Origin of the sequence: Lysinibacillus sp. CNPSo 3705, assembly GCF_028674935.1 — a bacterium.
Lineage (GTDB): Bacteria > Bacillota > Bacilli > Bacillales_A > Planococcaceae > Lysinibacillus.
Genome location: NZ_JAQZSD010000077.1, coordinates 1 through 17,653 on the forward strand (window position 1 = coordinate 1; position 17,653 = coordinate 17,653).

The following is a 17,653-nucleotide window of genomic DNA, read 5'->3' on the forward strand; positions in this document are numbered from 1 at the left end:
GCCAACCACACAAAGAACGCCGCTAAACCATAGAATTGCGCTGCCAACCAAGCAAAGAACGCCGCTAAACCATAAAGTTTCGCTGCTAACAAGCTTTTTCGCGATTCTATCAGCGATGTTCACGGTTCATAAGCGATGTTCGTGGTTTTATCAGCGATGTTTGCGGTTCAATCAGCAATGTTTGTGGTTTTATCAGCGATGTTCGCGATTCAAGCAGTGGAAGGTCATGACTAAGCGTCGGAAAGTATCCCTAAGCTGGCAAAATGGATGACAAAGCTGCGAAAGCCCGTGCCGAGCAACGCGAGTATCGGACGCCCCCGAGAACACGCATAGTCGAAACGGAAATCAACCTTTATAATCAACATTAAATTAAAAGAATTGTAGAAAAATTTTTTCTATTTCGTTTGTTTTAGATTTAAAGATGGTAAAATACCTATATTACTTTTCTTTTGGTGAAGGTGAGGATTTTAATAGTGATTAAACAGTTTGATGAGCAAGTCCAACAAATAAATGAATTATTTTTAAATGGTCATGTAAAAGAGAGCTATCAATTAGCCAAAGCAATGTTAGCTAATAGTGCGTTTACAGAACATGAATCATTTCCAACAATTCAACAGCATGTCGCATTGCTGGAAGCGAACGGTTATGCAAATATGCCTATTCCTTCCGCTGAAAAAGTGAAGCAAAGTGTTGAACGAGCAGATGGCTCCTACCCAGAGCGTGATGTCCTCGCTGCCTATATTGGAAGTGAGGATGAACAGCAATTCGGTAAAGTAGTAGATGAATTATTAGCTGGATCGGTCGAGGCACAAGCGAATGCTTACTATACAATGGCTGAATATTTTGCTCTTGCGAAGGAGCATGATAAAGCACTTGTACAATATGCGGAAGCGATAAAACTACAGCCAAATAAAGCTTTATATTGGGGAGCGTTCGCACAGTTTTTGAGTCGAAATGAAGGCAGTCCGTATTTGGCACTACGTCTTATTGAAGAAGCTATTCAGTTAGATGGCATGAATCCTCGCTGGTATTATATTCAAGGAAATATTTTTTTACAGCTAGTCGCAGCTACAAAAAATTTAAGCTATTTACCTGCTCTAGAAGAAGCATGGGACAGGGCTAAAAAGCGTTGCTCCGCCAAGCAAGTGGGATTGAAGGTGGACATTGCGAAATCTAATGACGTGTTAGCGCAATGGAAAAAGCAAATGTTGTAATCATGTTTTTAGTAGAAAAAAGCTCAAATAAGACTAAAAAAACTTGAATAGCAAATAAGAATAGGTGTCCCAATAATATCATACAAATAAATTAGTAAAGCATCAGCATATAAAAAATGAATATTTATTAGTAAAAACGACCTTTTTTGTATTTTTATGCTATAATACAAGTATAAACGGACGTATGAAACCTATCTTATTACATGAAAGAAGTGTTTAGTTGAGTCTATATGTAGCGTATGTATTGGTAGGACTTGCGATTGCCATGCCTGTTGGGGCTATTACAGTAGAAATGACAAAGCAAGGACTAAAAAATGGCTTTATGCATGGTTGGGCTGTCGGTCTTGGTGGTATGACAATTGATTTTGTATTAGTTTTTGCATTGTATATGGGACTAGCTTCCATTTTAGCAATGCCTATCATTCAAATTCCTATGTGGATTATAGGAGCGGGCTTTTTATTCCTTTTAGGGCTGGACTCTATAAAAAATGCTGATCATGATATTACGCTTGCAGGAGAGAAAGTGACAAAATCATTTTTTACTTCTTATCGCAATGGTTTACTAGTTGCAATTTCACCTGGAAATTTAGTATTCTGGGTAAATGTTTTCGGTGTTGTACTAGCTAAATCATATGGGCAAGGACAGTCAGCAAACTTTTTAGTGATTGCGGCCGGGGTTCTGAGTGGCATATTGTTGCATGATATTGGCTTGATGACCATTGTTTCAGTTACCCGTAAAGCGATGAGTCGTAAGGTCATTAAGTCGCTCACGATGGTTGCGGGCTTTTTATTAATAGGCTTTGCCGGGTATTTTATTTATGAATTTATACAAGCTATTAAGAGTTATATATGAAAAGTGCGATCCAATACGATCGCACTTTTTCAATTATCCGTATTGCCCGTCAGTAAAAGATGATAGTCTCACTATGCTGAAATCTCGGTATTTTCATGGATACAAACTAAAATTGCTTCTGCTACTTGATGTGCTAAAGAAAGCTCAGAAGTGAAGCCTACACATGAACAATTCATTTCCCCTAAAATATAGCAATCTTCGCCAGCTTCGTTTGTATCAAGCATGAAATCGGCAGTCCATATAAGTGGTAAAGCATAATTGCCCAGTAAACTAGTTACGTGTGGTAGCTGAGTTAAAAAGTTTTGGACAAGCTCTTCCCAATCTTCTGGTGCATCATAGCGATATTGCGCACCCGAGAACAGTGTTGCACTAAATGCGTCCTCGGAATTTGCCGGTTTTTTATGTACTACGTTAATTGGTTTATTTCGTAACATAAATAAGCGGATTTCGCCCTCAATAATACGAGGAAGAAAGCGCATATCAATTAGCATGCCATTTGGACCAGTAATATAGCGCTCACAGAACGTCATGAAATCACTTAGTTTCCAATATTCCACATGATTATCCCGTGCTTCTGTACATTTAATCTTCGCATCAAGTGGTACTTCTGTAATTCCCTCAGCAAGAGGTTCAACAAGTTTTACTCGCCATATACCTTCTCCTGTCGATCCACGATTTTGTTTTAGGACGCGTTCAGTAATAGCAAGAGAGGTAGGGAACTGCGCTTTAAATGCTTCAATTGTATAATATGCAAATGTATCATCAGGCACTAGATTCGTTGAAGACAGTTTTGTTAATGCATCTTTAGAACCAAAACCAATCATTGCATCAGGGTGTGGCATACCGATGACACCTGCATGACAAAGTTCACGCAACATATCGAAGTACTCTTGTTCATGCTGTAAGTTTCCTGGGTTAATACGTGATACATAGGCAATACCATGCTCTTTGACGTAATGAAAAATTTCCTCTTTTTTTGTTACATCAAAGAAAAAGACTTCTGCATCCTGTCCACGTTGTTTTAGTGCATTCACCATTGGCATTGTATCTTGTCGGTAGCCGTCAGGGCCTTTATCTGTGCCACCACGGACCTCGAAAAAAATAACCTTTTTATCCATAAAAATACCCCCTTGAATGATGATATTTTCAGTATAATAGACAGCAAAGGAAAAAAGATATATATAATATGTAAATTTTATGTGGAAATTCATAGTTTATAAAATTGCATAGGTATTTATGACTAATGATTTCGGAATTATCCTAAATTGGATAAGGCTTCCGCATGATTCTTTTTCTGAAAAACTGTAAGATATAAGATCATGCAGAGAATCAGCATTGTCCCAATAAACTGAAAGCTCCCAAAGGCAATTTTTAGCCAGAAAACACTTGTAATAACGGCTGTTAGAGGTTCAAGACTACCAAGTAAGCTAGTTTCTTTTGGGGATAAATAATGCAAACTTGCAATATAAAACCAAAATGCCAACATTGTCCCGAAAATTACGATAAACAGAAAGTAAGCGATTGTAGAAAAAGCCCAGTTTGACAGATCAATTTGCCATGGCTGATGGAAAACACTCATCACAATCCCGCCAATAAGCATTGACCAGCCTACAACTAACAATGAATGAAACTGCTGTAAAAGCGAAACGGCATATAGCGTATAAAAAGCAGCCGAAAGACCAGATAATATCCCCCAAAATACGGCCATCGTTGGAACAGACAGTGTAGACAACGAGCCATTTGTTAGTAATAAAAAAGTACCAATAAGTGTTAGCGTCACAGCTATTCCATCCTGCCTTGTCAATTGACTGTGCTTCGTTATTAAATAATAGGCCATAATAAAGAGTGGTGCTAAGTATTGCAATAATGTTGCTACAGCAGAATTACCTATAGCAATGGACATCATATACGTATATTGAACGGCCAGCATTCCAAGTAAACTAAATAAAATTTGTCTAAAAGCATTGTGTTTTGTTCTCCACATCACGAAAATAGACGCATGACGATGCGAAATTTTATAGGCAGTTATGAGTAAAAGACCAGCTAACAGAAGACGACTAGAAACGAGCCAGCCAACCTCTATATTTTCTTGCTGAAATAGCTTTTGTGCGACAGTACCCCCAATGCCCCAAAAACTTGCCCCTAGAATGACAAGAATATAACCAAGTGTACGATTTTTATGTGCAGATTGATTCATCTTAAAACATCTCCTAAACTATCAATATAAAGAAATTATAAGGAATATTTAACAGAAGAAATATCGATTTAATGACTTAAAAATATCAATATATTGAGGTGTACGAAGTAATGGTGTTAACACATATTAAAATTGCGAAAGATTTACAAGAGCTAACCTTACATGGGACGAAGGAATTTCCAGTTGCCTTATATGAGACAATGTTGCGATTAGATAGTCTGGATTTTTTACCGTTACATTGGCATAAGGAAATTCAATTTGTCTATGTGAAAAGCGGTCGTGTGGAATACCGAGTAGGAGCAGATGTCTTTGTACTTGAGGAGGGGGAGGGACTATTTGTCAATGCATCAGGATTACATGAAGCAAAGCCGTTTCAAATAGAGCGGGCTACAATTTTCTGTATTAATGTGGACCCATTGCTATTAGGCGGACACAAGAACAGCATTTTTACTACTAAATATGTCCTGCCGTATATAACGAGCAATAGACTGCCCTATGTAAAGCTATCAGACCAGTTGGCGCAAAAAATTGAAATTGTGGCGAAATTACTGCAAGAGCAAGCCGTATTTTATGAGCTAAAGGTATGGAGAGAGTTATTAGCCATTTGGGAAACTATTTTGTCCCAATCAATGCTAACAGAAGAAATACTTGATCCAGCAATTATTGTCCAGCATGAACGGGCGAAGGATATGCTTGATTATATACATGCTCATTATCAAGAGAAAATTTCTTTGGAAAATTTAGCGGCACATGTTTTTTTAAGTCGTGCAGAATGTAGCCGTTTTTTCAAAAAAATGGTTGGCATTACACCATTCACATATTTACTAAACTATCGTCTTCGTAAAAGTATGGAGCTATTACGTGATAGTGAGGAATCAATCACTACAATTGCTACAACAACAGGCTTTAGCACAGTAAGTTACTATATAGAAAAATTTAAGAAATATACAGGCTACTCCCCCCATGTTTATCGTAAACAATTTTTTGATAAAAGATAGCAGCGTATAAACGTGCGAAGCAAGAGGATATCCGCAGAAGAGAAGTGAAGATGTGATAAATTCTTGAAAATTATTGGAATAGACCATACTGTTTCTAGCTGGACTTATTGACAATGATAACCATTTAAAATAAAGTAAAGTTAATAATAAAGTTACCTTTACTATTAACTTTACTTAAAGGATGGATTGAGTGATGACGAAGGATAAAGAACTTATATATAAGCTTGTGGAGGAAATAAATGAAGCTATTTATTCAATGGATAGCCATTTCATCAAGTTACATCAAAACTTAATTAGTGATGAATTATCCCCTAAACAAATAATTCTTTTAGATTTTATTAAAAAAAATAGTCAAGTGACGATTGGACAGATTGCGAGTTATATGAATATAACTTCAAGTGCTGTTGGACAATTGGTTAGTAAACTTGAAGAGCAGCAATATGTATGTCGGAGCATTAATCCTGAAAATCGACGTGAAATATTTGTAAGTCTCGATACTTCCGGCATTACATATTTTGAAAGAGAGGAAGAAATAAAACGATTTATTATTTCGAGATACTATTCCAAGCTTGAATTAAGTGAGGTCGTGCAATTAAAAGAGATTGTGCAGAAGCTCAATCAAATTGTATTAAAGGAAGGAATTATCCATGAAATAAATGATAAAGGAGAGATGTAACATGGTTGCATTAAAGAACAAGCAAAATATATGGCTAGCATTTTTGTTACTCGTACTTGCTAGCAATTACACGCTTTATAACACTGGACTTGGTGTATCGATTTTACCAACCGAAACAAATGGAGTTGTTATTGGCTCATTAATTGATTTTGTTCTTGTTATACCAGTTTTATTTCTGTTATATAAAGGAAAGTTTTCTATAAAACAAGCGGTTATTTTAGCAGCAACTGGTTGTATTGCAGCTCGTTTTATTATCCCAATAGAACATCTGCAGCCATTTGTAGCAGTGACTTGGGCTGGTTTTGCGATTGAAGGTACGCTTATATTATTAGAAATTTTGCTAGTTGCAACGCTTGTTCGTTATATGCCAAGAATTCTAGCGGATGTACGTTCAACTACTATACCCGATTTGTTCTCATTCTCAAAAGCAGTTGAAAAATATGCACCGAAGCATCCTATTATCAAAATTTTTTGCGCAGATTTTGTAGTATTTTACTACGCTTTTGCTAGTTGGAAGAGAAAAGAGCGATCTGGTTTAACCTTGCATAAAAACTCGAGCTATATTGCATTTATCATTATGCTAATCCATGGGACAGTTATTGAAACAATAGGGATTCATTGGTGGCTACATGAAAAATCAATCGTTCTTTCGATTTTATTACTTATTTTAAATGTATACACTGTTCTATTTTTTATAGCGGATATGCAGGCCATTCGTTTAAACCCTGTCCATGTAACATCTGATAAATTGTATTTGTCTTTAGGATTGATGAAACGTGCAGAAATTCGCTTTGAGCAGATTGAAGAACTTATTGAGGATAAGGAACAATTGGAAAGAAAATTATCCAAAGATACAATTGATTTTATAGCACGTGATTTTGAAGCGGCATATCCACAGTTTATTTTAAAAATGAAGGAGCCTGTGGAAGTGACTTTCATGTTTGGCCTGAAAAAACGTTATAACAGTGTAGCTATTAAAGCTGACCAAGCACAGGAATTTAGAAAAATGCTTATCCAAGGAATTGAAGATAATAAATAATAAACAACGGGTGCTAGCAAACAAAGCTGGCACCTATTTAATTTAGACATTAGGTCGGGTTGATTTATATACGTTGATTGCCCGGGAAAGCGCCTATTTGGAGTGGGGAATGTTTCTAGTTTTCAGAAGTGTATCGTTTAGCGTTTACTAATAGGGGACATTCCGGTGGCTAAACAGATATGGAAAAGAAGCAATAACCCACCTACTTAATCTAGATGGGCTATTGCATTTAATATGTCTTCACACACCGCATCCCAAAATTGTTGCTGTACAGAATCGCAATACACATATAGCTCTTTATTTTGAACATGTTCATATAGCTCAGAAATCGCTTCTTTATGAAAATGGAGTCGATGATTTAATGCTTCTCGTTCTTCCTCAATACAAAACGATTTATACATTTCTGCGAGACGTTTAAGCTTTGCTAATTTTTGTTTCGTTCCTTCGTATTGTGTTTGATGAAATCGTCCTGCTGCGGTAGTCATAGAGATCTTTGCCCGATGCTCGGTATTTAACGTTCGCAATTCTTCCTGACGAATAGCCACACGATACCAAAACTCATAGCGAATAGGTAAGTCTTTTAGCTCGTATGTGAGCAAGGATTTTAAAATAAAACTAACATGCTCATAAGAGTCTATAGTCTTTTCTGATTCTTTAAACATACCAAACATACAGCCACCCCCGTTTAGTTTAATACTACGAATGAAGGGTAAAATCCTTTAAATTTCCTGTAATATTCATGGAAGTAATGAAACAATAAAAATCACTGGATATTAATAGAAAATCAGCTTAAATACAAGCTTGAGTTAGTGTGTTTATAAAAAAATAAATCTTGCTACATTTACTTATGTAACAAGACTTTAAAAGTTGAATGATAAAATTAAATGAAGTTTATATTTTGAGGTTTAGTTTTTTTTATTATTCCCGCTACTAACAAAATCCATAGTAAACTGTTTCCAACAGAATGGGTTACAAAAGAGGCCCATGTTGAATGAGTAAACTGGGTGATCCATGGAGCAATAAGCATGCTAGGAAGCATATTGATAAAATGCCACTTCAAACAAGCATGAATAACCCAAGCCCAAAGTAATCCATTTACTACCCAAGCCCAGTTTCCGAAAATCTCTTGTTGAATAGGAAGGAAAAAACCTCTCCACATTATTTCTTCACTAAGCATAGCAAAAAGGTGTAACGGAATAAATATGGTTATCATTTTTTTGTTAAAACGTCTACTATGTAAATAGTTGATTGGAGTGGAGACTGGGCGACTCCTTGGGGATCAGCGTTACAGATGAGACCCTGCAGCGAAGCGAAGCGGCTCATCGAACGCCCCCAGGAAAGCGCCCAGTCGGAACGGAAATCAACCACACGTTTTGGTAATGATCCAAAATATTTTGCCATGTCCAAGTATTCCCCTCTAAATGATACAGTAGTAATGATACAGGAAATAAACTCATTACAGGAAACCATAGAAAGAACCAAAAAGCATAAATCAATGGCACACCCTTTTTAATGAATAGCGGTGTTCCGTAATAAACACCATAGTATACTAACGAACCTGTTATGCCGAAAATGAGTAACTGCACCAGATAGGACATTTGAAGTCTCCATCTATAAAGAGGATATATTTACAAATAACATATAAGTATAAATTGTAATATTTTTCTATATATATTTTTTCGTCAACTAGCACTAGATTTTGCCATACGGTAAGAATCTAGTGTTTTTTATGCTGAAAAAACGGATAAGTTATCACAAAATTCTCTATCTTTTGCAAAGAAAAGGGCTGTTTTTGAAGAAATATGGAAATAGCATTTACAAAATAAAAATAAATGTGTTAACTTAAAAAATGTAAACAGTTAACTTAAAAGAGGGGGAGGGTTAACGATGCAACATTTTTGGGTGGTTGGTACAGATACAGATGTCGGTAAAACGGTTATCACTACATTACTGATGCGTCAATTACAAAAGCATGATTTACTAGTTACACCTTATAAGCCCGTGCAAACTGGGGAAATTAATGAGAATGGGCATGGCTATTACTACGATACAGCAATGTATGAAAAGTATTCATTACAAAAACTAGAGCAAGAAAATTTAAATGGCTATTCGTTTAAGGAAGCTGCATCACCACATTTTGCTGCACAACTGGAGGGTCAGCAAATAAATGTGGCGTATTTATTACGGCAAATGCAGTTGTTACAAGAAGCATACGATGTCGTGATTTGCGAAGGAGCAGGGGGGCTGTTTGTCCCATTAGATACATATGGAGAAAATACGCTTCTTGATGTCATCGTTCAAAGTAAGCTTCCAGTCGTACTTGTCACGCGAACAACACTAGGAACGATTAACCATACATTGCTTACACTCGAGGCGTTACATGCTCGTAATGTTGAAGTTCTTGGCATTGTATTTAACGGAGACACAGGTAGTCAGATGGAACAAGATAATGTCAATACAATTCTACAACATCATGATTTGCCATATGCGACGATCCCAAAGCTTGGGGATATTTCATTGATTGTTGACTATTCTATTTCTCACACTTCTTTGTTTGAAAGGTTGGTCAAATATGAAACAAGCATTAACTGAATTGCAGACGAGAGATTTACAGCATGTTTGGCATCCGTGCTCACAAATGAAGGACTATGAGCAATTTCCGCCAATTGTTATTCAAAAAGGACAAGGGGTTTGGCTTTACGATGAAAATAATAATCGCTATTTAGATGCCGTATCTTCCTGGTGGGTCAATTTATTTGGACATGCGAATCCGCGTATAAGTCAAGCATTAAGCGATCAAGCGTTTACATTAGAGCATACAATCTTTGCGAATTTTTCACATGAGCCTGCCATTAAGGTGGCAGAAAAATTAGTCGCTTTAACGCCAGATGGTTTAAATAAAGTATTTTTTGCAGATAACGGCTCTTCTGCAATAGAAGTCGCATTAAAAATGAGTTTTCAATATCATATGCAGACGGGAAAAACGACGAAAAAGCGTTTTTTGGCTTTAACAGATGCTTATCACGGTGAAACACTTGGTGCATTATCTGTTGGTGGAGTAGGGCTGTATAACGAAGTTTATCAGCCGCTTTTATTGGATACAGTACGTGCACAAGGACCGGATTGCTTCCGATGTCCTTTTCAAGAGAATCCAGGAAGCTGTCAAGCCCAATGTATACAGTTTGTTGAAGAGGAGCTTAGTCAGCACCATGAAGACATTACAGCTATTATTATTGAGCCACTCATTCAAGCAGCTGCAGGCATGAAAATGTATCCTCCACTATACTTGAAGCGATTACGAGAGCTTTGTACAAAATACGATGTGCATTTTATTGCAGATGAAATTGCAGTTGGCTTTGGACGAACAGGGACATTATTTGCCTGTGAGCAAGCGGGTATTGCGCCAGATTTTATGTGCTTATCAAAAGGTTTAACGGGTGGTTATTTGCCACTATCTGCAGTGTTAACGACTGATAATGTCTTCAACGCATTTTATGATGATTACAGTACAATGAAAGCGTTTTTACACTCTCATAGCTATTCCGGTAATACACTTGCTTGTCGTGTAGCCTTAGAAGTTTTGACAATGTTTGAAGAGGAGCATGTGATCGATATGATACAAAACAAGGGTGAACGTATGCGAGAGTTAGCAATGAATGCATTTGGGGAGTTGCCGTTTGTTGGAGAATATCGACAAGTAGGACTAGTTGGTGCCATAGAATTAGTCGCCAATCGTGCAACAAAGGAGCCGCTACCGAGTGAGGAACGAATCGGTTATCAAATCTACAAACGTGCCTTAGTAAAGGGCTTACTCATTCGTCCTCTCGGCAATATATTATATTTCATGCCTCCATACATTATATCGGATGATGAAATGCGTTTTATGATTGATACAACAAAAGAGACGATCATGCAATTTTTTAAGGAGCGGGAGGGAGTAAGTTGTTCAAACGACAATCAACACTGTCACTTGTGATGATTGCGATGTTTGCCGCTTTAACCGCAATCGGTGCATTTATTAAAATACCGCTACCAGTAGTGCCCTTTACATTACAAATAGTTTTTGTATTTTTAGCAGGCAGTTTGCTCGGCAGTCGCAATGGATTGCAAAGTCAGCTTGTCTACATAGGGGTTGGTTTAGTTGGTTTGCCAGTTTTTACGCAAGGTGGAGGCATCACTTATGTATTGCAACCAACATTTGGCTTCCTTATCGGTTTTGCACTGGCCGCTTTTGTAATTGGTTTCATGATTGAAAGAGTGGATACGCCAACGAAAAAACATTTTATCGGTGCAAATATTGTCGGGCTTTTTATTATTTATGCAGTAGCAGTTCCATATTTATATGTGTCATTGAATTTTTGGTTACATATGAAAACGAGCTGGTCACATATTTTCGTAGTTGGCTTTTTAAACAGTATTGTTGCAGATTTTTGCTTAGCAATCGCTTCTGCATTTTTGGCCGAGCGACTTTACAAAGTATTTAATTCAGCAAGGACAATAACTTCTTTCAGCAGAAGTCTCCCACCTCTATAGATGTGAGAGGAATGCAGAGTTAAGTTATTTTCAGCAAATATCAAACATGAGCTGATATAGCCTCAGGAAGATTTCACGCAATTATACAAGTAGAGAGGGAGATGTTAAATGAATTGGTTACAGTTAGCAGAGGAAGTTATTGCAGGGAAAATCATTAGCAATGAGGAGGCTCTTGCCATTTTAAATAGTGAAGATGATGAGCTTTTAAAGGTAATGGACGGTGCCTTTACTATTCGTAAGCACTACTATGGGAAAAAAGTAAAATTAAATATGATTATGAATGCTAAGAGCGGTTATTGTCCAGAGGATTGTGGCTATTGTTCACAGTCATCTAAATCAACTGCACCGATTGAAAAATATCCATTCATTACGAAAGAGGAAATTTTGGCAGGGGCAAAACGAGCATTTGACAATAAAATTGGCACTTATTGCATCGTGGCAAGTGGTCGTGGGCCAACTCGAAAGGATGTCAATGTTGTAAGTGAAGCTGTTACAGAAATTAAAGAGAAGTATGGCTTAAAAGTATGTGCCTGTCTTGGCTTATTAAAAGAAGAACAGGCACAGCAATTAAAAGAGGCAGGGGTGGATCGTTACAATCATAACTTAAATACATCTGAACGACATCACTCCTATATTACTACGTCTCATACGTATGAAGATCGTGTTAATACGGTTGAAATTGCGAAAAAGCATGGAATATCACCTTGCTCAGGTGCCATTATCGGTATGAAGGAAACAAAGGAGGATGTCGTGAATATTGCGCGTGCACTTCATCAATTAGACGCGGATTCCATTCCGGTTAACTTCTTAAATGCGATTGATGGCACGAAACTAGAAGGGACGAAGGAATTAAATCCACGCTATTGTTTAAAGGTTTTAGCGTTGTTCCGTTATATAAATCCAACAAAGGAAATTCGTATTTCTGGTGGTCGTGAAGTCAATCTTGGGTCACTTCAGCCACTAGGCTTATATGCAGCAAACAGTATCTTTGTTGGGGATTATTTAACAACTGAAGGACAAGAAGCAAACAGTGATTATCGCATGCTTGAGGATTTAGGCTTTGAAATTGAATTAACGGAAAAGCAAGCAGCAATTTGCTAAATAAACTTATGGAATGAAATCTACTACTACTTAATTATCATCGAATCGGAAAAGTTGTATGTGCGTCGTGGAAAAGGCGTACATACGGCTTTTTTTGTTGGACGGATAAAATCGTAGAAATGCTCAGGTAAGGTAAAGTGCTCCGGTTCGTCGGGGAAACGCTCGGCACCAAGAAAAGTGTTAAGATCCACTTAAAATGCACGATTGGCATATAAGAGATCGAAAGTTACGGATGCTAAAACGATTGTTTTTATGCCTTGAAAAATTTGATTTTCACAAATTGTTCAATGAAAGCGTTTTGAAATTGAACAGTTTGTGAAGGGCTTCACATAATACTTTATTTTTGAAAAAATCGGCGTAAAATAAGAATTAAGTAAGAGATTGTTATAAAACAGTTTGAAAAAAGTATCACAGTTTTAAGTGGTTGTTATATTACAAAAACGAATTAGAAGGGAGAATTTAGCATGTGGGTTATTACAGTTTTTGATAAAAAGGACGTTCGAATTTTTGAGTATACAAACAAAGATGAGGCGACAAAGGCTTTAGCGAAATTTAAGAAACATGCAGTGTTAACGTATACAAAATAATTTTACATGAAAGTAAAGCAACCCTTTTCGACGCTATAGCGCACGAAGCGGGTTGTTTCTTACGTTGCATAGATGTTCTTATAACACTATTCAATCTGTTGGGGAAGAAGTTAATATGATGAGAAATAAGCAAAGATGGTGTGAAAATTTCACACCATCTCTTATCAATAACTTTTAAATGCCTTTATAAAATGCTACCTAAGCGTTTAATACCTTCTCGGATGACTTCAGGTGTTGCATTCGTATAGTTTAGGCGCATTGTATTAACATCAGTTTTTGATGTATAGAATGGATCGCCAGGTACGAAGGCTACCTTTTGCTCCATCGCTTTATGGAAGACATCTACTGACGAAGTTCCATTGTTCATTGTAGCCCAAATGAACATTCCACCGTCTGGTCGTGTGTAGTCCACATGTGCTGGGAAAAACTCTTCCATTGCATTTAGCATAGCATCTGCTTGATTTTTATATAACGCTATAATTTTCTGAACGTGTTCCATATAGTCATTGTTTGCTAGATAATCATAAATGACATATTGAGCGAAAATATTTGTGTGCAGGTCAGTTGCTTGCTTCGCTGTTTCGATATGCTGCAGTAATTCTTTATTTTTTGTAATGATAAAGCCAAGACGCATTCCTGGTGTGACCGTTTTAGAGAAAGAACCTAGCAAAATACTATTTTCTAATTTACCAGCACCAATGTACGGTAGTGGCTCACCTTGGAAGCGTAATTCTCCATATGGATCATCCTCAATTAACGCTACATCCTTATATTTTGCCATGATTTCGCAAATTTGCTGACGTTTTTCTTTAGAATACGTAAGGCCTGTTGGGTTTTGGAAATTTGGAACTGTATATACGAATTTTACATTTGGCTGTTGTAGTGCATTCTCTAACTCTTCTAAGTTTAATCCATCATTTTCGAGTGTTACACCATAGAAAGTTGGCTCACTTAATGTGAAGGCTTGAATGGCACCTAAGTAACCGGGCTCCTCGATGACGATACCATCACCTTTGTTAATAAGTACTTTCCCAATTAATTCAAGAGCCTGCTGTGATCCAGTTGTAATAAATACATCGTCAGCATGGATATCTAGTCCATGCACACGTTGATATTTTGCAGCAATGTACTCACGTAAAGGCGCATACCCTTGCGTAGAAGAGTATTGGAATAGACGACTACCGTTTTCCGTAATGGCATGGTTCGCAGATGCCTTTAATGCTTCAATTGGGAAAGAAATTGGGTTAGGAAGCCCTCCTGCAAAAGAAATGACATCCTCAGATTCAGTTACTTTCAAAATATTTCGGATGAATGAGGACGGGGTATTTAAAATCTTTTCTGAAAATTGCATAATTTTTCATTCCTTTTTTCTGATTTTTTAAAAATTATATCATTGCCATCATATGCATACAATATTATCATTGTATGCAAGACAATGAAATATTGTATGCAAAAATTGAGAGAGAAGGAGCTTAGCTTAGAATATGCCAGTTAATTCGTTTGAAGAATATCCAATGAGTTGGAAACCGGACATTAGTAAAAGTTCGGCTCCATTATATATAGCAATAGCTGAACAGCTGGAACAAGATATTAAGGATGGAAAATTATCGCCAGGCACCAAGCTACCTCCTCAGCGTGAGTTAGCTGATTTTTTAGATGTTAATTTAAGCACGATCACGAGGGCTTTTAAACTTTGTGGTCAAAAGGGGCTTATCTATGCTTCGATCGGAAATGGTACATTCGTTTCATCTGATGCAGCGACCAACAAAATGTTATTACCAACAAATAAATCTTCTCAGATGATTGAAATGGGCCCTGTATTGCCAGAAAATCATGCGAATGAGGATATTACACGTTATATGAAAAAGATGATGAATGATCCTCATTTTAGTAAATTATTTCAGTACGGACGACCGGAAGGAAATGCGTGGCAAACGGAAGCGGCAATGAAGCTTTTGGAAAAGGTCAATTTTCAAACAGATCAACCTGTATTGCTTGGAGCGGGGGGACAAAATGCGATTGTTGGCACTTTAGCTGCGTTGTTTCAGCCAGGAGATCGAATTGGTACAGATCCCATTACATATGCAGGTATAAAAACAGCCGCAAATATGCTTGGTATTCAATTAGTGGCAATCCAACAAAGAAACGGTGAAATGACAAGGGAGGGGTTATTATACGCTTGTAAAAATGAGCATATAAAAGGTCTTTATGTTATTCCAGATTTTCATAATCCAACTACCCATACAATGTCATTGGAGACAAGAAAAATGATTGCGGAGGTTGCGAGGCGGAAAGGCTTAATCGTCATTGAGGATGCGATTTATAGTTTTCTTAAGGAGAAGCCGCTTGCACCAATAGCGTCCTATGCCCCTGAAAAGGTTATTTATATTGCTAGTGTATCAAAAACCATCTCACCTGGCTTACGACTATCCTATATCGTTACACCGCCAGCCCTACGAAAAAAAATAATGGAAACACTGTATAATATAAATATTTCAGTGTCTCTCATGATGGTGGAGCTTACAGCAAGGATGATTCATGATGGCGTTGCACAGACCATTTTAGAGAAGCACCGGTTGTATGCCAAGCAGCAAAATGCCCTTGTCGATCAATATTTAGGGGAATATAACATTTTAGGAGAAGAAGAATGTATTTTCAGATGGCTTATACTCCCCGAAAAATTCACCAGCATTCAGTTTGAATTACTAGCTGCAAAAGCTGGTGTGCAAGTGTATGCAGCCGAACGTTTTGCCGTAGGAAATGCGAAGCTAGTGAATGCAGTTCGTTTGGCCATCACTGCACCTGAAAATCAGCTTGAACAAGCACTCATTATTTTGAAGGAATTACTTGAAAGTGATGGTGACTATACATTTGTTGATTAATGTAAGGAAAGCTTATAATAGAAGTATCATACAATAGCGTATAAAGGACGTAAATGAATAGTTTTTATGTGCGTGACCCTAGTCTAAAAGGTAAGCCAAAGTAAATGAGGAGATAGAACATGAATAAAGGAAGAATCATTTTACATATCGACCTTAATTGCTTTTATGCCTCTGTTGAACAAATATATGATCCCTCATTAAAAGGGAAACCCGTAGCCATCGCAGGTAATCCTAAAGAGCGTAGAGGTATTATTATTACGTGTAGTTACGAAGCAAGAGCGAGTGGTGTTTATACAACTATGAATGTTGGAGAGGCGCGGCGAAAGTGCCCAGAGTTAATAATACTTCCACCTAATTTCGAACGGTATAGAGCTGCGTCCAAATCATTTTTTAATTTGTTGAAAGAGTATAGCGACATTCTCCAACCAGTTTCGATCGATGAAGGATATTTGCAACTTCCAATAGTAGAAGGCCAAAATGTACTGCAACACGTACAAAATATGCAAAATAGAATCTGGAACGAATTGCAACTTCCTTGTTCAATCGGTATTGCACCGAATAAATTTTTGGCGAAAATGGCAAGTGATATGAAAAAGCCAATGGGTATTACAATACTCCGAAAGCGTGATGTTCCAACAATATTGTGGCCGATGAATGTCATTGAGATGCATGGGGTTGGCAAAAGTACAGCGGAGAAATTAGGGGATTTAGGTATCCGAACAATTGGAGAACTAGCTATAGCTGATGAATATGTATTAAAGCAAAACTTCGGTATTAATGGTTTACGAATGAAGCAAAAGGCAAATGGTGAAGATGATAGACCTGTTGATCCAGAAGCTATATATGATACGAAAAGTGTAGGGAATTCAACAACACTTTCTCATGATACGACAGATAGAGATGAACTATATAAAGTAATCGCAACACTTTCTGAAAAGGTAGCGGACAGATTAAGGGCTAAGAAACTTGCTGGCGTTACAGTAAGTATCATGATCCGTTCAGCTGATTGGGAAACTTGTACACGAAGTAAGTCCATCAATAACGCGATTCATGCAAAAGAGGATATCGTTGAGCATGCCTGGTATTTATTTAATAAGCATTGGGATGAGGAACCTGTACGATTACTAGGTGTTACCGTATCGAATGTTAGTGATATTAAAGAAACGACACAACAGCTAACGTTATTTAACTTTGAAGAGCATGTAAAAGATGAACCAATCATTAAATTGGTTGATCAAATTGAGCAAAAGTTTGGAAAAGGAACAATTTTGCGGGGTTCAGATATTGCCAAACCAGTAGGGAAATATCAAGCAAATACGAGTTTTAGCAAGGACTTTTGGGACGAACATAAGTAAAAAGGAATAAATGGAGAATTAGTTTCTTTCAGATATTAAATGATTTTCATTATTGTCTCTCTTAGTTAGAAAGATGAACTCCCTATTGACATATCTTTCTTTAAAATGGGATTTTGTATTTGCTAGTATACAAAGATTGAAGGAAACTTTTAAATCAATTTTTTATTCTAAAGCTACAATATAATATCAAAGCCATCAATTAATTGATGGCTTTGATA

Annotated in this window: 18 protein-coding genes; 12 read left to right on the forward strand and 6 right to left on the reverse strand. The window is 37.1% G+C overall.

Going from position 1 to position 17,653, the window contains the following annotated elements:
• Positions 1 to 473 precede the first annotated feature (473 nt).
• Both PVA17_RS21790 and PVA17_RS21795 read left to right on the forward strand, forming a co-directional pair.
• Entirely contained in the window at positions 474 to 1,214 is a 741-nt protein-coding gene (locus PVA17_RS21790) for a tetratricopeptide repeat protein (RefSeq protein ID WP_274068944.1), read from the forward strand.
• Between the two features lie 220 nt (positions 1,215 to 1,434).
• Positions 1,435 to 2,067: a LysE family transporter gene (locus tag PVA17_RS21795; RefSeq protein ID WP_132356619.1), complete on the forward strand. Its 633-nt coding sequence runs from the start codon at positions 1,435 to 1,437 to the stop codon at positions 2,065 to 2,067.
• A gap of 71 nt (positions 2,068 to 2,138) precedes the next feature.
• Here PVA17_RS21795 and PVA17_RS21800 read toward each other — a convergent pair whose 3' ends face one another.
• Together PVA17_RS21800 and PVA17_RS21805 are read right to left on the reverse strand one after the other, a co-directional pair.
• On the reverse strand, positions 2,139 to 3,185 hold the full coding sequence (locus tag PVA17_RS21800; RefSeq protein ID WP_274068945.1) for a Cj0069 family protein: 1,047 nt from the start codon (positions 3,183 to 3,185) through the stop codon (positions 2,139 to 2,141).
• Between the two features lie 137 nt (positions 3,186 to 3,322).
• Positions 3,323 to 4,264, reverse strand: a complete 942-nt coding sequence (locus tag PVA17_RS21805) for an EamA family transporter (protein ID WP_274068946.1) — start codon at positions 4,262 to 4,264, stop codon at positions 3,323 to 3,325.
• A gap of 110 nt (positions 4,265 to 4,374) precedes the next feature.
• Here PVA17_RS21805 and PVA17_RS21810 point away from each other — a divergent pair, with 110 nt between their 5' ends.
• The 3 genes from PVA17_RS21810 to PVA17_RS21820 all read left to right on the forward strand — a co-directional run bounded on the left by PVA17_RS21810 (position 4,375) and on the right by PVA17_RS21820 (position 6,977).
• The gene (locus PVA17_RS21810) at positions 4,375 to 5,262 is read left to right on the forward strand and encodes an AraC family transcriptional regulator (RefSeq protein WP_274068947.1); all 888 of its coding nucleotides are present in this window, start codon (positions 4,375 to 4,377) and stop codon (positions 5,260 to 5,262) included.
• Positions 5,263 to 5,455: 193 nt separating this feature from the next.
• The gene (locus tag PVA17_RS21815) at positions 5,456 to 5,938 is read left to right on the forward strand and encodes a MarR family winged helix-turn-helix transcriptional regulator (RefSeq protein ID WP_132356615.1); all 483 of its coding nucleotides are present in this window, start codon (positions 5,456 to 5,458) and stop codon (positions 5,936 to 5,938) included.
• 1 nt (position 5,939) lies between these two features.
• Positions 5,940 to 6,977, forward strand: coding sequence for a beta-carotene 15,15'-monooxygenase (locus tag PVA17_RS21820; RefSeq protein ID WP_274068948.1), 1,038 nt, complete (start codon positions 5,940 to 5,942; stop codon positions 6,975 to 6,977).
• A gap of 206 nt (positions 6,978 to 7,183) precedes the next feature.
• Here the strand turns inward: PVA17_RS21820 and PVA17_RS21825 are convergent, their stop codons facing one another.
• From PVA17_RS21825 to PVA17_RS21830, 3 genes are all read right to left on the reverse strand, one after another.
• The gene (locus PVA17_RS21825) at positions 7,184 to 7,648 is read right to left on the reverse strand and encodes a hypothetical protein (RefSeq protein WP_132356613.1); all 465 of its coding nucleotides are present in this window, start codon (positions 7,646 to 7,648) and stop codon (positions 7,184 to 7,186) included.
• A gap of 209 nt (positions 7,649 to 7,857) precedes the next feature.
• Positions 7,858 to 8,190 (reverse strand): CPBP family glutamic-type intramembrane protease, encoded by a 333-nt coding sequence (locus PVA17_RS25405; RefSeq protein ID WP_369128054.1) that lies wholly within the window; start codon positions 8,188 to 8,190, stop codon positions 7,858 to 7,860.
• Positions 8,191 to 8,296: 106 nt separating this feature from the next.
• Entirely contained in the window at positions 8,297 to 8,575 is a 279-nt protein-coding gene (locus tag PVA17_RS21830) for a hypothetical protein (RefSeq protein ID WP_274068949.1), read from the reverse strand.
• Positions 8,576 to 8,864: 289 nt separating this feature from the next.
• Between PVA17_RS21830 and bioD the strand changes: the two genes are divergently transcribed.
• From bioD to PVA17_RS21855, 5 genes are all read left to right on the forward strand, one after another.
• Positions 8,865 to 9,569, forward strand: a complete 705-nt coding sequence (gene bioD / locus PVA17_RS21835; RefSeq protein WP_132356611.1) for a dethiobiotin synthase — start codon at positions 8,865 to 8,867, stop codon at positions 9,567 to 9,569.
• Complete coding sequence (gene bioA / locus PVA17_RS21840; protein WP_132356610.1) at positions 9,550 to 10,953, forward strand: adenosylmethionine--8-amino-7-oxononanoate transaminase; 1,404 nt, start codon at positions 9,550 to 9,552, stop codon at positions 10,951 to 10,953. The genes bioD and bioA overlap by 20 nt, the downstream gene beginning before the upstream one ends.
• Positions 10,920 to 11,510 (forward strand): biotin transporter BioY, encoded by a 591-nt coding sequence (locus PVA17_RS21845; protein WP_274068950.1) that lies wholly within the window; start codon positions 10,920 to 10,922, stop codon positions 11,508 to 11,510. Before bioA ends, PVA17_RS21845 begins: the two co-directional genes overlap by 34 nt.
• Positions 11,511 to 11,618: 108 nt before the next feature.
• A complete protein-coding gene (gene bioB / locus PVA17_RS21850; protein ID WP_132356608.1) occupies positions 11,619 to 12,611 on the forward strand; it encodes a biotin synthase BioB in 993 nt (330 codons plus the stop codon).
• Between the two features lie 464 nt (positions 12,612 to 13,075).
• Positions 13,076 to 13,198 (forward strand): hypothetical protein, encoded by a 123-nt coding sequence (locus PVA17_RS21855; RefSeq protein WP_255504965.1) that lies wholly within the window; start codon positions 13,076 to 13,078, stop codon positions 13,196 to 13,198.
• A gap of 184 nt (positions 13,199 to 13,382) precedes the next feature.
• Here the strand turns inward: PVA17_RS21855 and PVA17_RS21860 are convergent, their stop codons facing one another.
• A complete protein-coding gene (locus PVA17_RS21860) occupies positions 13,383 to 14,549 on the reverse strand; it encodes an aminotransferase-like domain-containing protein (protein WP_132356607.1) in 1,167 nt (388 codons plus the stop codon).
• 133 nt (positions 14,550 to 14,682) lie between these two features.
• Here PVA17_RS21860 and PVA17_RS21865 point away from each other — a divergent pair, with 133 nt between their 5' ends.
• Together PVA17_RS21865 and PVA17_RS21870 are read left to right on the forward strand one after the other, a co-directional pair.
• The gene (locus tag PVA17_RS21865) at positions 14,683 to 16,080 is read left to right on the forward strand and encodes an aminotransferase-like domain-containing protein (RefSeq protein ID WP_274068951.1); all 1,398 of its coding nucleotides are present in this window, start codon (positions 14,683 to 14,685) and stop codon (positions 16,078 to 16,080) included.
• A 119-nt stretch (positions 16,081 to 16,199) separates the two neighbouring features.
• Entirely contained in the window at positions 16,200 to 17,435 is a 1,236-nt protein-coding gene (locus PVA17_RS21870) for a DNA polymerase IV (protein ID WP_274068952.1), read from the forward strand.
• Positions 17,436 to 17,653 lie beyond the last annotated feature (218 nt).

Excerpts from the sequence above, each read along its gene's own strand:
- PVA17_RS21800 (WP_274068945.1), bottom strand. The coding sequence starts at position 3,185 with ATGGATAAAAAGGTTATTTTTTTCGAGGTCCGTGGTGGCACAGATAAA.
- PVA17_RS21805 (WP_274068946.1), bottom strand. The coding sequence starts at position 4,264 with ATGAATCAATCTGCACATAAAAATCGTACACTTGGTTATATTCTTGTC.
- PVA17_RS21810 (WP_274068947.1), top strand. The coding sequence starts at position 4,375 with ATGGTGTTAACACATATTAAAATTGCGAAAGATTTACAAGAGCTAACC.
- PVA17_RS21815 (WP_132356615.1), top strand. The coding sequence starts at position 5,456 with ATGACGAAGGATAAAGAACTTATATATAAGCTTGTGGAGGAAATAAAT.
- PVA17_RS21820 (WP_274068948.1), top strand. The coding sequence starts at position 5,940 with ATGGTTGCATTAAAGAACAAGCAAAATATATGGCTAGCATTTTTGTTA.
- PVA17_RS21825 (WP_132356613.1), bottom strand. The coding sequence starts at position 7,648 with ATGTTTGGTATGTTTAAAGAATCAGAAAAGACTATAGACTCTTATGAG.
- PVA17_RS25405 (WP_369128054.1), bottom strand. The coding sequence starts at position 8,190 with ATGATAACCATATTTATTCCGTTACACCTTTTTGCTATGCTTAGTGAA.
- PVA17_RS21830 (WP_274068949.1), bottom strand. The coding sequence starts at position 8,575 with ATGTCCTATCTGGTGCAGTTACTCATTTTCGGCATAACAGGTTCGTTA.
- bioD (WP_132356611.1), top strand. The coding sequence starts at position 8,865 with ATGCAACATTTTTGGGTGGTTGGTACAGATACAGATGTCGGTAAAACG.
- bioA (WP_132356610.1), top strand. The coding sequence starts at position 9,550 with ATGAAACAAGCATTAACTGAATTGCAGACGAGAGATTTACAGCATGTT.
- bioB (WP_132356608.1), top strand. The coding sequence starts at position 11,619 with ATGAATTGGTTACAGTTAGCAGAGGAAGTTATTGCAGGGAAAATCATT.
- PVA17_RS21855 (WP_255504965.1), top strand. The coding sequence starts at position 13,076 with ATGTGGGTTATTACAGTTTTTGATAAAAAGGACGTTCGAATTTTTGAG.
- PVA17_RS21860 (WP_132356607.1), bottom strand. The coding sequence starts at position 14,549 with ATGCAATTTTCAGAAAAGATTTTAAATACCCCGTCCTCATTCATCCGA.
- PVA17_RS21865 (WP_274068951.1), top strand. The coding sequence starts at position 14,683 with ATGCCAGTTAATTCGTTTGAAGAATATCCAATGAGTTGGAAACCGGAC.
- PVA17_RS21870 (WP_274068952.1), top strand. The coding sequence starts at position 16,200 with ATGAATAAAGGAAGAATCATTTTACATATCGACCTTAATTGCTTTTAT.